The organism is Pseudomonas sp. GW821-FHT05H12 (assembly GCF_059419385.1).
In genome coordinates, this window is the sequence record NZ_JBWKRS010000014.1 from 8,238 (window position 1) to 22,035 (window position 13,798).

At 60.4% G+C, this 13,798-nt stretch carries 16 protein-coding genes; 11 read left to right on the top strand and 5 right to left on the bottom strand.

The features are described from left to right. Positions 1-86: 86 nt before the first annotated feature. Both AC07SU_RS14255 and AC07SU_RS14260 read right to left on the bottom strand, forming a co-directional pair. Entirely contained in the window at positions 87-893 is an 807-nt protein-coding gene (locus AC07SU_RS14255; protein WP_176998079.1) for a hypothetical protein, read from the bottom strand. A gap of 99 nt (positions 894-992) precedes the next feature. After that, the gene (locus AC07SU_RS14260) at positions 993-1,955 is read right to left on the bottom strand and encodes an alpha/beta hydrolase (RefSeq protein WP_494997372.1); all 963 of its coding nucleotides are present in this window, start codon (positions 1,953-1,955) and stop codon (positions 993-995) included. Between the two features lie 143 nt (positions 1,956-2,098). Here AC07SU_RS14260 and aroC point away from each other — a divergent pair, with 143 nt between their 5' ends. From aroC to AC07SU_RS14280, 4 genes are all read left to right on the top strand, one after another. Further along, complete coding sequence (gene aroC / locus AC07SU_RS14265) at positions 2,099-3,190, top strand: chorismate synthase (RefSeq protein ID WP_494997373.1); 1,092 nt, start codon at positions 2,099-2,101, stop codon at positions 3,188-3,190. A 10-nt stretch (positions 3,191-3,200) separates the two neighbouring features. Beyond that, positions 3,201-4,361 (top strand): MFS transporter, encoded by a 1,161-nt coding sequence (locus AC07SU_RS14270; protein ID WP_494997374.1) that lies wholly within the window; start codon positions 3,201-3,203, stop codon positions 4,359-4,361. After that, entirely contained in the window at positions 4,358-4,888 is a 531-nt protein-coding gene (locus AC07SU_RS14275) for a 1,2-dihydroxy-3-keto-5-methylthiopentene dioxygenase (protein WP_176998082.1), read from the top strand. Before AC07SU_RS14270 ends, AC07SU_RS14275 begins: the two co-directional genes overlap by 4 nt. Before the next feature lie 208 nt (positions 4,889-5,096). Continuing rightward, on the top strand, positions 5,097-5,366 hold the full coding sequence (locus tag AC07SU_RS14280; RefSeq protein ID WP_176998083.1) for a response regulator transcription factor: 270 nt from the start codon (positions 5,097-5,099) through the stop codon (positions 5,364-5,366). Between the two features lie 59 nt (positions 5,367-5,425). Here AC07SU_RS14280 and AC07SU_RS14285 read toward each other — a convergent pair whose 3' ends face one another. Then, positions 5,426-5,704 carry a DUF3509 domain-containing protein gene (locus AC07SU_RS14285; RefSeq protein ID WP_048721059.1) on the bottom strand — a complete coding sequence of 93 codons (279 nt, stop codon included), beginning with the start codon at positions 5,702-5,704 and terminating at the stop codon, positions 5,426-5,428. A 409-nt stretch (positions 5,705-6,113) separates the two neighbouring features. On the opposite strand from AC07SU_RS14285, the gene AC07SU_RS14290 reads away from it, so the two are divergent. The 5 genes from AC07SU_RS14290 (at position 6,114) to AC07SU_RS14310 (ending at position 11,813) form a co-directional block, all read left to right on the top strand. Next, positions 6,114-7,940, top strand: a complete 1,827-nt coding sequence (locus AC07SU_RS14290; RefSeq protein ID WP_494997375.1) for a long-chain-acyl-CoA synthetase — start codon at positions 6,114-6,116, stop codon at positions 7,938-7,940. Between the two features lie 112 nt (positions 7,941-8,052). After that, entirely contained in the window at positions 8,053-8,568 is a 516-nt protein-coding gene (locus AC07SU_RS14295) for an ankyrin repeat domain-containing protein (RefSeq protein ID WP_176998085.1), read from the top strand. Positions 8,569-8,610: 42 nt separating this feature from the next. Beyond that, positions 8,611-9,141, top strand: coding sequence for a hypothetical protein (locus AC07SU_RS14300; RefSeq protein WP_176998086.1), 531 nt, complete (start codon positions 8,611-8,613; stop codon positions 9,139-9,141). A 67-nt stretch (positions 9,142-9,208) separates the two neighbouring features. Then, positions 9,209-9,400, top strand: coding sequence for a PLDc N-terminal domain-containing protein (locus tag AC07SU_RS14305; RefSeq protein ID WP_003172956.1), 192 nt, complete (start codon positions 9,209-9,211; stop codon positions 9,398-9,400). A 319-nt stretch (positions 9,401-9,719) separates the two neighbouring features. Further along, on the top strand, positions 9,720-11,813 hold the full coding sequence (locus tag AC07SU_RS14310; RefSeq protein WP_494997376.1) for an LTA synthase family protein: 2,094 nt from the start codon (positions 9,720-9,722) through the stop codon (positions 11,811-11,813). Positions 11,814-11,887: 74 nt separating this feature from the next. Here the strand turns inward: AC07SU_RS14310 and AC07SU_RS14315 are convergent, their stop codons facing one another. Next, positions 11,888-12,040: a DUF3309 family protein gene (locus tag AC07SU_RS14315; protein ID WP_015885095.1), complete on the bottom strand. Its 153-nt coding sequence runs from the start codon at positions 12,038-12,040 to the stop codon at positions 11,888-11,890. 327 nt (positions 12,041-12,367) lie between these two features. On the opposite strand from AC07SU_RS14315, the gene AC07SU_RS14320 reads away from it, so the two are divergent. Beyond that, the gene (locus AC07SU_RS14320) at positions 12,368-13,183 is read left to right on the top strand and encodes an SDR family oxidoreductase (RefSeq protein WP_494997377.1); all 816 of its coding nucleotides are present in this window, start codon (positions 12,368-12,370) and stop codon (positions 13,181-13,183) included. Positions 13,184-13,310: 127 nt separating this feature from the next. Beyond that, the gene (gene csrA, locus AC07SU_RS14325) at positions 13,311-13,514 is read left to right on the top strand and encodes a carbon storage regulator CsrA (RefSeq protein WP_494997378.1); all 204 of its coding nucleotides are present in this window, start codon (positions 13,311-13,313) and stop codon (positions 13,512-13,514) included. 8 nt (positions 13,515-13,522) lie between these two features. Here csrA and AC07SU_RS14330 read toward each other — a convergent pair whose 3' ends face one another. Further along, positions 13,523-13,750 carry a YheU family protein gene (locus AC07SU_RS14330; RefSeq protein WP_176998090.1) on the bottom strand — a complete coding sequence of 76 codons (228 nt, stop codon included), beginning with the start codon at positions 13,748-13,750 and terminating at the stop codon, positions 13,523-13,525. Between the last annotated feature and the right edge of the window lie 48 nt (positions 13,751-13,798).

Below are 13,798 nucleotides of genomic sequence, written 5' to 3' on the forward strand. Positions count from 1 at the left end.
GGCTTGCCTGCGATAGCGATGGTGAATTCACTGCCGCTATCGCAGGCAAGCCAGCTCCCACATGGTTGACCGCATTTCAGCCGCTGTCAGCGGTGCGTGGCAATCCAGATCAACAGCCCCGCCTGAAACACGGTAAACGCCACCAGGCAGGTGATGGTAAAGCGCAAACCGCTGTCTTCACGCTTGAACTTGGTGACCTTTTCCTCTTCCTTGCGCAGCTTCACTTCCTGCTCTGCCAGGTTCTGCTCGGCCTGTTGCAACATCTGCGCGGCTTCGAGGATCTCCACGAACTGCAGCTTCTCGGTGTTCCAGCTGTCCAGCACATCGCTGACCTTGCCCGGCTGTACGTTGCCCTTGAGGTGCTGCACATCGGCGTAAGCCACATCAAACCCCTGGATACGCAGGAAGTGATCACGGCGCAGGCGCGTGGCTTCGTTTAGCGCGTCCTTATTGGCCAGGTCCACGCCGTCGACGCGGTAGTGGGACCATTTCTTCTTCGCCCACGCCGCACCTTGTGCGACCAGGAAGCGGCCGATGCCACGGTTGGCGGGTTCGATTTCCAGGCTGTTGCCCGGGCCGAAATGCACGCGATGGGTGTCGTGGTCGACCCAGATGTCCAAGTGGTTCTGCTCGCGGCGCACCCGTTGCCCTGGCAGTTGAATCACCATGCGCAACAGGCTGTGGCGTTTATCGTGGCGCTCGGCGTAGCCGAACTGCACAAAGCGCAGCGGCCGCACGCCGGTGGCGCGGTCAGTGGCCAGGGGCGCCAGGCGCAGCATCTTGAAATGCTCGGCCTGCACGTCCGCCCACGGCAAGGCGGCCGCGTCGTTGGCCTCGGTTTTTTCAGCCGGGGTTTCGGCGGTCGGTTCCGGTGTTGCTTCAGTGGTTGTCATGCGGCGCGATCCTGTCCAAGCCCAGCGAGTCGGCAGTCTTTTTACTGTCGACACTGGGCTTATCGGCCGCTTTCTCCAGGACTGGAGGCAAATAGTCGCTTAACGGGGCCCAAGTCCGCCGATAAAGCGCACCACCCGCTCACCCAGCTCTGCGGCGAGAGGTAATTGCGGGTCGTTGTAGGAGGCCAGTTGTTGCTTCACGTCGTTGGGCACGATGCGCATCACGTGGTTCATGCCTTCGATTACCGCCAACTGCGCATCGGGCTTGGCCTTTTTCAGTTGCCGGGCATCGCCCACGCCCACCTGGATATCGTTGGTGCCCTGGAGGATCAGTGCCGGCATCTTCAACTTCGCAAAGGCCTCGGAGGGATCGGCGCGAAACAGGCTGATCAGATAAGGCTGTACGCTCGGCCGGAATATCCCCTCCAGCGGGCCGGGGACATCGGCGTCCACCTGGCCAGCCTTGAGGTGGTCGAGGATTTCATTGCTGCGCAGCAGCAGGGCAGGGGGCAGGTGGTCGGCCAACTGCTGGCGGATCACCTGGTCGACCGGGCGGGCGCTGCCTGACAGCGAAATGACCCCGGCCGGATCGAGTTGCGGCGCGGCAAGGGCCGCCACCAACGCGCCTTCACTGTGGCCCAGCACAATCAGCGGGCCCATGCGTTTGTCAGCCTTGAGCAGCTTGCCCCAGGCCACGGCGTCAGCCACATAGGCGTCGAGGGTCAGGTTGCGTTCGTCCGGGGTGGCGGCCAGGCTGGCGGCCACCCCGCGCTTGTCGTAGCGCACGCTGGCGATGTTATGCCGGGCCAGTACCCAGGCCAGGCGTTTGAGGCTGTCATTGCGTGCGCCGTCGGCGCTGTTGCCATTGCGGTCCGTGGGGCCGGAACCGGCGATGATCAGCACCACCGGCACGGGCTTGTCGGACTGGGGCAGCAGCAACGAACCAAACAGCTCGCCACTGCCGGTGTCCAGGCTGATGGGGCGTTGCAGTACAACGGGGGAGGCGGCCTGGGCCACGGCGGCAAACAGGGTGAGGGTGAACAGCAGAACTCGCAGCATCATCGCGCCATTATGAGAAAGGTGCCGGTTGGACAAAGGTCTACCGGTAAGGTTTCGAGGATGAACTACTCGGTTAGCCTGCGTATACTGGCCGCCTTAAGTTATTACGGTTGACTTGATTCAACTGATTTCACGGAGCGCCCTGCATGTCCGGCAATACCTTCGGCAAACTGTTCACTGTCACCACCGCGGGCGAAAGCCATGGCCCGGCGTTGGTCGCCATTGTCGACGGCTGCCCGCCGGGTCTGGAGCTGTCCCTGGACGACCTGCAGCGTGACCTCGACCGCCGCAAGCCCGGTACCAGCCGCCACACCACCCAGCGCCAGGAGCCCGACGAAGTCGAGATACTCTCCGGCGTGTTCGAAGGCCGCACCACCGGTTGCGCCATCGGCCTGCTGATCCGCAACACCGACCAGAAGTCCAAGGACTACTCGGCCATCAAGGACCTGTTCCGCCCGGCCCACGCCGACTACACCTACCACCACAAATACGGCGAGCGCGATTACCGTGGCGGTGGCCGCAGTTCCGCGCGCGAAACCGCGATGCGCGTGGCTGCGGGTGCGATTGCCAAGAAATACCTGGCCACCCAGGGCATCGTGATCCGTGGCTACATGAGCCAGCTGGGTCCGATCGAAATCCCGTTCAAGACCTGGGACAGCGTCGAAGACAACGCCTTCTTCAGCCCCGACCCGGACAAAGTGCCGGAGCTGGAGGCCTACATGGACCAACTGCGCCGCGACCAGGACTCCGTCGGTGCCAAGATCACCGTGGTGGCCGAAGGCGTCAAACCCGGCCTGGGTGAACCGATCTTCGACCGCCTGGACGCCGAACTGGCCCACGCGCTGATGAGCATCAACGCGGTCAAGGGCGTGGAAATCGGCGCCGGTTTCGCCTGCGTGTCCCAGCGTGGCACCGAGCACCGTGACGAGCTGACCCCGGAAGGTTTCCTCAGCAATAACGCGGGCGGCATCCTCGGTGGCATTTCGTCCGGCCAGCCGATCGTGGCGCACCTGGCGCTCAAGGCCACGTCGAGCATCACCACGCCAGGCCGTTCGATCGATGTGCACGGCAACCCGGTGGACGTGATCACCAAGGGCCGTCACGACCCCTGCGTGGGCATCCGTGCCACGCCGATTGCCGAGGCGATGATGGCCATCGTGCTGATGGATCACCTGCTGCGCAATCGTGGGCAGAATGCGGATGTGCGCGTGAGTACGCCGGTGCTGGGCCAGCTGTGACGGTTCGGCTGTGACAGCCCTTCCATACTGGCGCCTCTCCAGCTTCTACCTGTTCTACTTCGCCCTGCTGGGGGCGACGGCGCCGTTCCTGGCGCTGTACTTCGATCACCTGGGGTTCTCCAGCGCGCGCATTGGCGAGCTGGTGGCCATCCCCATGCTGATGCGCTGCGTGGCGCCGAACCTGTGGGGCTGGCTGGGGGATTACACCGGCCGGCGCCTGGCCATCGTGCGCTTCGGCGCGGTGTGTACCCTGGCCAGTTTCTCGCTGATCTTCGTCAGCAAGACCTACGCCTGGCTGGCGCTGGTGATGGCGCTGCATGCGTTCTTCTGGCACGCGGTGCTGCCGCAGTTTGAAGTGATCACCCTGGCCCATCTGCACAAGCAGGCCTCGCGCTACAGCCAGGTCCGGCTGTGGGGCTCCATCGGTTTCATCCTCACCGTGGTCATCATGGGCCGGCTGTTCGACTGGCTGAGCCTGGACATTTACCCGGTGGTGGTCGTGGTGATCATGGCCGGCATCATCGGCGCCAGCCTGTGGGTGCCGAACGCGCAGCCCGCCACCCACGGCAACCGCCTGGCCGGTGACGGTTTTCTCAAGCAATTGCGCAGTCCTGGCGTGCTGGCGTTCTACGCCTGCGTGGCGCTGATGCAACTGAGCCACGGCCCGTATTACACCTTCCTGACCCTGCACCTGGAACACCTGGGCTACAGCCGTGGCGTGATCGGCATGCTCTGGGCGCTGGGGGTGGTGGCCGAAGTGCTGATGTTCCTGGCCATGAGCCGCATCCTCAATCGCTTCTCTGTGCGCAGGGTGTTGCTGGCCAGCTTCCTGCTGGCCGCGCTGCGTTGGCTGTTGCTGGGTTCGTTCGCCGAATACCTGTGGGTATTGCTGCTGGCGCAAGTCATGCACGCCGCGACGTTTGGCAGCTTTCATGCAGCGGCGATTGCCTTTGTGCAACGCAGCTTTGGCGACCGCCAGCAAGGCCAGGGCCAGGCGCTGTATGCCGCACTGGCCGGCACCGGTGGCGCGTTGGGCGCCCTGTATGCCGGTTACAGCTGGAACCTGCTGGGGCCGACCCTGACATTCAGTATCGCCAGCGTCGCGGCCCTGGCGGCCGCCGTTATCATTGGCCTGCGCTTGCAAGAGCCGAATAGAGGAACCGTGCAATGAGTTATGTCGCCGTTTATCACATCGCCACGCCTGATACCCCGAACAAGGTGCTCACCCACTTCGACGATATCGTGTCGACCCTGGCCGAGCACGGCGTGCGGTTCGAGCGCTGGCAACCCAGCCCGATAGAAAAGGGCGCCAGCGCGGCTGAAATGATCGCGGCCTACCAGCCGCAGATCGATGCCTTGGGCTACCGCTCGGTCGAGTTGCTGAGTGTCACGGGAGACCACCTGCAGGCGGCCGAAATGCGTGCCCAGTTCCTGGATGAGCGTCGCTACCCTGAAGACGATGCGCGTTTTTTCATTGCCGGTCAGGGGCTGTTTTGCCTGCATGTAGGTGACTATGTCTACGCGGTGCGCTGCGAAAAGAACGACTTGCTGGTTGTCCCGGCCGGTCTGCCGCACTGGTTCGACATGGGCGAAAACCCGCACTTTGTGGCGTTGCGCTTGTTTGATTCCGCGCAGGGTGGGGTGCCCGTCCTGACCGGTGACGCCATTGCCTCAGCGTTTCCTGGTTTGGACGACTAAGCATAAGCGTAAAAATGATCAACCCCGGCAGGTTGGAAGTTGCTGTGGGAAGAAGCCTAGTTATCTGTAAGGTGCAGCTGTTTATTCGAGGTCCTACGTTTTCACGCCATCGGTTATGTAACTCTCTCTTGCCTCAATGTTTATAGCGCCTGTCAATCGGAGTAATCCGAAGATGGGCGGGGCGTCCGCTAATAATAAGGAGAGAGTAATGAATGGCCCCGAGGAGTCATGCCGTGCACTGGGTGCTGTACCCATGGCGATCAGAAGACGCCTGAGCTTGTCTGGCAAACCCCTTACACCGACCGAACTGGTCATCCTGCGCTGGGCTTCGGAAGGGAAGACCGTCTGGGAAATCAGCCAGATTCGCGCGATCTCCGAAGCCACCGTGAAATTCCACCTGCGTAATATCTACGGCAAGCTGGAAGTCACCAACCGGGTTCAGGCGATGAACGAAGCGGCCCGCCTGGGCCTGTGCTGAGGGCATGAAAAAGGGCCGCGACGCTCAACGGCGTCGCGGCCCTTTTTTGTGGCGGATGCTTAAGCCGAATGGTAGGTCGGCAGGGCAAAGCGGTTCTGGCTTTGCAGCATGGAAATCTGTGGCAGGTCACTGGCTTGCTCGGCCAGGTCGCGGCGAATGGCGCTGATCACCCAAGTCAGTTGATCGGCCGTGTGCAGTTGTTGGTACGAGATCGAACGCTTGACCTGTTTGCCTTCGCTGTTGCGCAGGGTCAACAGGATGCCACCGTCTGGACGTGGCTGGGTGGTGACGTCGTACTGGGAGAATACAGAAGCGAATTTATCTTGGATCAGGCTCATGTCTATCAGCTCCGTTGGCTCAAGTTGGCAAGCATGGAGAGATAGGTGCAGTGATTGTGCCAGTATTTGGTTTTCTATAAAAACCTTATAAAACAGTAACTTATAAAAATAGATGATTTTCGTTTTCGTGCAAATTGCATGAAGGGCCATCGTGCATCCTGCATTTTGCGTTATCCGGGCCGCGCTTTATCCCATGACGCGCCGACGTCCTTCATGGATATCGACTGCCGGCTGCGAGGGTAAATTCCATTTAAATGAAGGCGTGGCACCGGGATACAAAACTTTTCAAATCCCACATGTACAGCCCAAGAATGGCTGGCGTATTTTCCTTCAAGACATCCGGCCTTCTGCCTACAGATGGGTCGCTGTTTCTGGATCATACGAAGAATAAGAAAAAGGACGTTCCACCATGAGCCATCCGCAAAACGACATGATCACGTGGGGCATGATGCTGCGTAAGGTGCCCGCCATTGTTCGCGCCCTGCCACGGGTGGTGCGCGGCATGCGCGCGGCGAATGTCACCGACCCCGCGCAACCCTGTGGCCTGGGCTGGCAGTTTGAACAGGCCACCCTGCGCAACCCGGATGGCATTGCGTTGCTGTCTGCCGACCGCCAGCTCACGTACCGTGAAGCCAATCAACGCGCCAATCGCATCGCCCATTACTTGCAGGCCCAGGGCATGCAAAAGGGCGATGTCGTGGCGTTGTTCATCGAGAACCGCCTCGAATTGCTGCTCAACGTGCTGGCGGTGGCCAAGTTGGGCGGCATTTGCGCGATGCTCAACACGGCGCAGACCCAGGCGGCACTGGTGCACAGCCTGAACCTGGTGAGCCCGGCGGCGATTGTGGTAGGCGCGGAACTGGTGGCGGCCTATGAAGCTGTGCGTGAACAGGTGCAGATTCCCGCCGAGCGCACCTGGTTTGTCGCGGAGCAGCAGGACAACGCATTACCCCACGGTTACATCGACCTGATGACGGCCAGCGCCGAGTGCCCGGTGGATAATCCTTCCAGCACCGCGCAGATCTTTTTCAACGACCCCTGCTTCTATATCTACACCTCCGGCACCACTGGCCTGCCCAAGGCCGGCATCATGAAGCACGGCCGCTGGACCAAGACCGCGGTCAGTTTCGGCAGCATCGCCCTGGACATGGGGCCAGAGGACGTCCTTTATTGCACCCTGCCGCTGTACCACGCTACTGGCCTGTGCGTGTGCTGGGGCTCGGCGATTGTCGGCGCCTCGGGGTTCGCCATCCGGCGCAAGTTCAGCGCCAGCCAGTTCTGGGAGGACGCGCGCAGGTTCAAGGCGACGACTCTCGGTTATGTCGGCGAATTGTGTCGCTACTTGCTCGACCAGCCCGCCAGCGAAAAAGACCGTCATCACCGCGTGACCAAGATGGTCGGCAACGGCTTGCGCCCTGGGGTGTGGGCGCAGTTCAAGGCGCGGCATGGCGTCGAGCATGTCTGCGAGTTGTATGCCGCCAGCGACGGCAATATCGGCTTCACCAATATTTTGAATTTCGACAACACCGTCGGCTTTTGCCTGCAACACTGGGCGCTGGTGGACTACGCCCACGACACGGGAGAGCCGATCCGTGGCAGCGATGGTTTCATGCAGAAAGTGAAGAAAGGCGGGCAGGGCTTGCTGCTGGCCCGGATCGATGAAAAGTCACCCTATGACGGCTACACCGACCCGGAAAAGAACCGCAAGGTGATCCTCACGGACGTGTTCGAGAAGGGTGACCGCTACTTCAATACCGGCGACCTGGTGCGCAGCATCGGCTTCGGCCACGCGCAATTTGTCGACCGGCTGGGGGATACCTATCGCTGGAAGGGCGAAAACGTGTCCACCACGGAAGTGGAAAACGTCTTGCTGCAACATCCGCAGATCGCCGAAGTGGTGGCCTATGGGGTGGAGATCGAAAACACCAATGGCCGCGCCGGGATGGTTGCCATCACGCCCAGCGAGTCCCTGGCTTCACTGGATATGCGCGAGTTGCTGCAGTTCGCCCACGGCCAGTTGCCGCACTATGCGGTGCCGCTGTTCCTGCGCATCAAGGTGAAGATGGAAACCACCGGCACCTTCAAGTACCAGAAGGTCAAGCTCAAGGAAGAGGCGTTCGACCCGGAGAAGGCCGGTAATGACCCGGTCTACGCGTGGTTGCCGGGTTCGGACTGCTACGTACCGGTGACCGGTCAACTGTTGGCGCAGATCCAGGCTGGCCACTTTCGTTACTGAAAGCAGCCTTATTGATTCTGCCTATGGCCGCTTTTGACAAAAAAGCCATGACAGGTGGGAACTCCCTCGCGACACTGGGCGCCATATACAGCACCAGACAAGGAGCCCCCACATGTCAGACCAAGCCAAACAGATGACTGAAGATGAAGCCGCCGAATTTGCCGAACAGGTCTTCGACGTGGCCCGCCGCGGCGACGCAGCCATGCTCGCGGCGTTGCTGGCCAAGGGCTTGCCCGCCAACTTCCGTAACCACAATGGCGACACGTTGCTGATGCTCGCGGCCTATCACGGCCACGCCGATGCGGTGAAAGTGCTGCTGGAGTTCAAGGCCGACCCACAGATCGCCAACGACAAAAACCAATTGCCGATGGCCGGTGCGGCGTTCAAAGGCAACCTGGCGGTGGTCAAGGCGCTGATCGAGGGCGGCGCACCGGTGGACGCGGCGTCTTCCGACGGGCGCACCGCATTGATGATGGCGGCGATGTTCAACCGAGTTGAAATGGTCGAATATCTGCTCGCCCAGGGCGCCAACCCCAAGGCTGCCGATGCCCAGGGTGCCACTGCGCTGGCTGCGGCCCAGACCATGGGTGCAGTGGATACGGCGGCGCAGCTGCAGAAACTGGTGTAGGCTACGCGCCCTCGAAAACCAGCCCGTCACAGGATCGCCATCATGAAAACCGCCCTCGTCGAACTCATCAGCAAAATCAGCGCTGGCGTCATGGGGGCGGAGGAAGTGGCGCGCATCGCCGATGAAGCGGCGCAGGCCTACGCAGACCCTGCGGCGTTTCTGGCGGCCAACCCGGATATCAACTACGACGACACCTTCCCGATTCCGTTGGGGGAGTGGGTGGTGGTCGGCAGCCTGCCCGACACCGTGCTGTTCCAGGCCGATACCTATAGCGACCTGTTCGCCCAGATCGTCGCCTCGTTCGGCCCTGGTGTCGCCTTCAACCTCAAGCCCAAGCAACTGGCCAAGACCGAAGACCTCACGGCCCTCAACCGTATCCAGATCCAGATGAGCGCCCTCAGCCCTGAAGACGGTGGCTACGTGCTGCTCAACTTCAGCCAGTTGCTGGATGACGAGATCCAGGCCGTGCTGGTGTACGGCAACGACCTGCCGCGCGTGCTGGAACTGTGTGCCGAAGTGGGTATCAAGGGCGAGCCGTCTTTGGAAGCGTTGCGCATTGCCCTGCACGTCTGAAATAAAACGGAACCCTGGCCAACGCTGAACATCCTAAGCAAACAAGCACCCACTTAGGAGCGACACCATGGGTTCCACTTTTAATGGTCTGATCGGGCTGATCATCCTCGCGCTGGATATCTGGGCGATCATCAACGTGTTCAAAAGCGGCGCGAGCACGGGCGCCAAAGTGCTGTGGATCCTGCTGATCCTGTTGTTGCCGGTATTGGGCCTGATCATCTGGGCCATTGCCGGGCCGCGCGGTAACGTTCGGATCTGATCGTGCCCTTGTAGCAACTATGCAAATAGTTGCTACATCCCTTCTTATATGTGGATTTTGTGTGTCGAAATATTCGCTGCACAGAATTTTCACATCTTATCCAAGACAATTCTGCGGCTCGATCACCCAGCCAAGGCTTTAGCTTGCGGGCTATTAAAGCCCGGGCAGCGGCGTCCGTTCAGTAATTAATAGCGTTGATGCCATTGATCGGGCACCATTTGCGCCACCGCGTTAACCGCCTACCCCAGCCAGCCTGGGCGAGGGACGGACGCCACTGCATTATTTCGCAACTTAAACTTCCAATGGGTCCTGAAACGACATGGCAAACCCGGACGCCCTGAGTCAGCAGCGAGCTTCAAATCGCCTGCTGCAACCGACCGTCAAATCCCATCTGGCTTACACGCTGCTCTGCGCACTGGTCATGATGGTGATGTTCTCCCTGCTGCGCCTGGCGCTGCTGGTCTACAACCGCGAGATGATCCTCGACACACCGGCCTCGACATTCCTGGAAGCATTCGCCAACGGCCTGCGCCTGGATATCCGCCTGGTGATGTACGTGCTGGTGCCGCTGCTGCTGGCCTTGTTCAGCGTGCGGGCCATGGCGGCACGTGGGTTCTTCCGTTTGTGGCTGACCGTCGCGTCCAGCATTTGCCTGTTCCTGGGCCTGATGGAAATGGACTTCTACCGTGAGTTCCACCAGCGCCTCAATGGCCTGGTCTTCCAGTACGTGAAGGAAGACCCGAAAACCGTGATGAGCATGCTCTGGTACGGTTTCCCGGTGGTGCGCTACCTGCTGGCGTGGGCCTTGGGTACGCTGATCCTGAGCATCGCCTTCAAAGGCGCCGACCGCGCAACGCGCCCCCGTGGCCCGTTCAGCGGCGGCAGCATCGGCACGCGCCAGGTGGCCCCTTGGTACACCCGTATCGCGGTGTTTGTGGTCTGCCTGTTGATCGCCGTGGTCGCCATCCGTGGCACCTTGCGTCAGGGTCCGCCGCTGCGTTGGGGTGACGTCTACACCACCGACTCGAACTTCGCCAACCAACTGGGCCTCAATGGCACCCTGTCGTTGATTGCTGCGGCCAAGTCGCGCTTCTCCGAAGAACGTTCCAACATCTGGAAGGCCACCCTGGAGCAGCCGCTGGCCACCCAGACCGTGCGCGACATGTTGCTGTTGCCGACGTTCGAGAAGCTGGTGGATACCGACACCGCTGCCGTTCGCCGTGACTTCACGCCACCGGCCGAGAAGACCCTGCCGATCAAGAACGTCGTGGTCATCCTGATGGAAAGCTTCGCCGGTCACTCGGTGGGCGCCTTGGGCCGTCCGGGCAACATCACGCCGTACTTCGACAAACTGTCCAAGGAAGGCCTGCTGTTCGATCGCTTCTTCTCCAACGGCACCCACACCCACCAGGGTATGTTTGCCACCATGGCGTGCTTCCCAAACCTGCCGGGTTTCGAATACCTGATGCAGACGCCGGAAGGCAGCCACAAGCTGTCGGGCCTGCCGCAGCTGCTCAGCGCGCGCAAGTTTGACGACGTGTATGTCTACAACGGCGATTTCGCCTGGGACAACCAGTCGGGCTTCTTCAGCAACCAGGGCATGACCAACTTCATCGGCCGCAATGACTTCGTCAACCCGGTGTTCTCCGACCCGACGTGGGGCGTGTCCGACCAGGACATGTTCAACCGTGGCCTGGAAGAGCTGAAGACCCGTGGCGAAAGTGGCAAGCCGTTCTATGCGCTGTTGCAGACCCTGTCCAACCACACCCCGTATGCCTTGCCGACGCCTTTGCCGGTCGACAAGGTCACTGGCCGTGGCAGCCTGGACGAGCACTTGACCGCCATGCGCTACTCCGACTGGGCCCTGGGCCAGTTCTTTGAAAAGGCGCGCAAAGAGCCGTACTTCAAGGAAACCCTGTTCGTGGTGGTGGGTGACCACGGTTTTGGTAACGAGCAGCAGATTACCGAGATGGACCTGGGCCGCTTCAACGTGCCGATGCTGATGATCGCACCGGGCATCCAGGAAAAATTCGGCCAGCGTGACCACACCGTGGGCACCCAGATCGACATCGTGCCGACCATCATGGGCCGCCTCGGTGGCGAAACCCTGCAACAGTGCTGGGGCCGCGACCTGCTGAACCTGCCGGAAGGCGACAAGGGCTTCGGTGTGATCAAACCGTCGGGCAGCGACCAGACCGTGGCCTTGCTCACCGGTGACCGTGTGCTGGTACTGCCTAAGGAAATGCCGCCCAAGCTGTGGGAATACGAACTGGGTGAAAACCCTACCGGCAAAGTGATTCCTGAATCGCCGGACGAGGCTGCCCTCAAGCAGAAACTCGAGTCGTTCCTGCAGACTGCCACCAAGAGCCTGTTGGATAACACCGCAGGTGTGGTTGATGGCAAGCCGGACTAACTAACCGGCAATAAAAAAGAGGCCTCTTGGAGGCCTCTTTTTTTTTGCTCATTTTTTAATGGACGAACTGGCGTTTATATCCGGCCAAGCAACAACAGCACCAACAGAACCACCAGTACGACACCGAGGATACCCGACGGGCCATAACCCCAGTTACGGGAGTGTGGGAATACCGGCAGGCCACCGACCAGCAGGAGGATCAGGATAATGATCAGAATGAGGCTCATGGTTTATCTTCCTTATAGGCCTTCTGCAAAGACCGGTTATTTAAAGTAAGGTCCGTTTTATTTACGGACGCCTTAACAACTCGGACTCTGGCCATTCGCAGAAAATTCACTATTTTTTTAAAGCATTTCGCAAACATGCTTATTTCTTTTAGTGCGTTCCCAACTTCAGCTGCCTAGTTGAAAAAGATTGAACTTAGGCTATAGAGCGTCCTCGCACCCGGGCGCCGGTTTGCCTGAGGCATTCATCAATTGGATGGTGCGTGGGTGCAGGAAAAACCTTCGCTACACTGCCGATCACTTCTTCTGTGAACCACAAGGCAACTTCCTATGCAAAATCGCATGATGATCACTGGCGCCGGATCCGGCCTGGGTCGCGAAATCGCTCTGCGCTGGGCCCGCGAGGGTTGGCAGTTGGCCTTGTCGGACGTCAGCGAGCCCGGCCTGCAGGAAACCCTGAAGCTGGTCCGCGAGGCCGGTGGAGATGGCTTTGTGCAGCGTTGCGACGTGCGCGACTACAGCCAGCTCACGGCGTTTGCCCAGGCCTGTGAGGTCAAGCTCGGCGGCATCGATGTGATCGTCAACAATGCCGGTGTAGCCTCGGGCGGCTTTTTCGCCGAGTTGTCCCTGGAAGACTGGGACTGGCAGATCGCAATCAACCTGATGGGCGTGGTCAAGGGCTGCAAGGCCTTCCTGCCGCTGCTGGAAAAGAGCAAGGGGCGCATTATCAACATCGCGTCGATGGCGGCCCTGATGCAGGGCCCGGCCATGAGCAACTACAACGTGGCCAAGGCGGGTGTGGTGGCGTTGTCGGAAAGCCTGCTGGTGGAGCTCAAGCAACAGGAGGTGGGTGTGCACGTGGTCTGCCCCTCGTTCTTCCAGACCAACCTGCTGGACTCCTTCCGTGGGCCAACCCCTGCAATGAAAGCCCAGGTGGGCAAGTTGCTGGAAAGCTCGCCGATCTCGGCAGCCGATATCGCCGACTACATTTATCAGCAGGTGGCACAGGGCGAGTTCATGATCCTGCCCCACGAGCAGGGCCGCATGGCCTGGGCGCTGAAGCAGAAAAACCCGCAGTTGCTGTACGACGAGATGACAACCATGGCGGACAAGATGCGCGCCAAGGCGCAGGCTGCTAAAGCCTGATTGAGGTGCGGTCTGTCAGGTAAATTACCTGGCGGTGTAGGCGGGGGCTGTTTTTGTCGCAAGGCATTGATGACCCCTACCTGAGCGCGCATGGTCAAGGTCCTGTCATTGAAAAAGGACAACCGCCATGCTGGTTTTAAGCCGTGCCGTAGGCGAAGTCATCTCCATCGGCGATGACATCACGCTTCACATTCTCGAGTTGAACGGGCCCCAGGTGAAGTTTGGTGTGGAAGCACCGACCGGGGTGCACGTGCACCGTGCCGAGGTGTATCAGAAAATCCTTGAGCGCCAACGCGCCGCCAGCCATCCAGCGGCGGTGCCCAACCCCTGAAACCGTTGTCAGTCGAACAGATGCTTGGGCACATCGTGCTTGAGCATCAATTGGCACTGCTCGCTTTCAGGGTCGAATACGATCAGTGCCTGGCCTTTGGTCAACGCCTGGCGCACGCGTAATACGCGAGTTTCCAGAGGCGTTTCGTCGCCATTGTCAGTGCCGTCGCGGGTGACGAAGTCTTCGATGAGGCGCGTCAGGGTGTCGACTTCAAGTGCATCGTGGGGAATCAGCATACAAGCCTCGTGGATAGAGTCCCGGCGATCCTACTGCGCCGGGGCTCT

Excerpts from the sequence above, each read along its gene's own strand:
- AC07SU_RS14255 (WP_176998079.1), bottom strand. The coding sequence starts at position 893 with ATGACAACCACTGAAGCAACACCGGAACCGACCGCCGAAACCCCGGCT.
- AC07SU_RS14260 (WP_494997372.1), bottom strand. The coding sequence starts at position 1,955 with ATGATGCTGCGAGTTCTGCTGTTCACCCTCACCCTGTTTGCCGCCGTG.
- aroC (WP_494997373.1), top strand. The coding sequence starts at position 2,099 with ATGTCCGGCAATACCTTCGGCAAACTGTTCACTGTCACCACCGCGGGC.
- AC07SU_RS14275 (WP_176998082.1), top strand. The coding sequence starts at position 4,358 with ATGAGTTATGTCGCCGTTTATCACATCGCCACGCCTGATACCCCGAAC.
- AC07SU_RS14280 (WP_176998083.1), top strand. The coding sequence starts at position 5,097 with ATGAATGGCCCCGAGGAGTCATGCCGTGCACTGGGTGCTGTACCCATG.
- AC07SU_RS14285 (WP_048721059.1), bottom strand. The coding sequence starts at position 5,704 with ATGAGCCTGATCCAAGATAAATTCGCTTCTGTATTCTCCCAGTACGAC.
- AC07SU_RS14290 (WP_494997375.1), top strand. The coding sequence starts at position 6,114 with ATGAGCCATCCGCAAAACGACATGATCACGTGGGGCATGATGCTGCGT.
- AC07SU_RS14295 (WP_176998085.1), top strand. The coding sequence starts at position 8,053 with ATGTCAGACCAAGCCAAACAGATGACTGAAGATGAAGCCGCCGAATTT.
- AC07SU_RS14300 (WP_176998086.1), top strand. The coding sequence starts at position 8,611 with ATGAAAACCGCCCTCGTCGAACTCATCAGCAAAATCAGCGCTGGCGTC.
- AC07SU_RS14305 (WP_003172956.1), top strand. The coding sequence starts at position 9,209 with ATGGGTTCCACTTTTAATGGTCTGATCGGGCTGATCATCCTCGCGCTG.
- AC07SU_RS14310 (WP_494997376.1), top strand. The coding sequence starts at position 9,720 with ATGGCAAACCCGGACGCCCTGAGTCAGCAGCGAGCTTCAAATCGCCTG.
- AC07SU_RS14315 (WP_015885095.1), bottom strand. The coding sequence starts at position 12,040 with ATGAGCCTCATTCTGATCATTATCCTGATCCTCCTGCTGGTCGGTGGC.
- AC07SU_RS14320 (WP_494997377.1), top strand. The coding sequence starts at position 12,368 with ATGCAAAATCGCATGATGATCACTGGCGCCGGATCCGGCCTGGGTCGC.
- csrA (WP_494997378.1), top strand. The coding sequence starts at position 13,311 with ATGCTGGTTTTAAGCCGTGCCGTAGGCGAAGTCATCTCCATCGGCGAT.
- AC07SU_RS14330 (WP_176998090.1), bottom strand. The coding sequence starts at position 13,750 with ATGCTGATTCCCCACGATGCACTTGAAGTCGACACCCTGACGCGCCTC.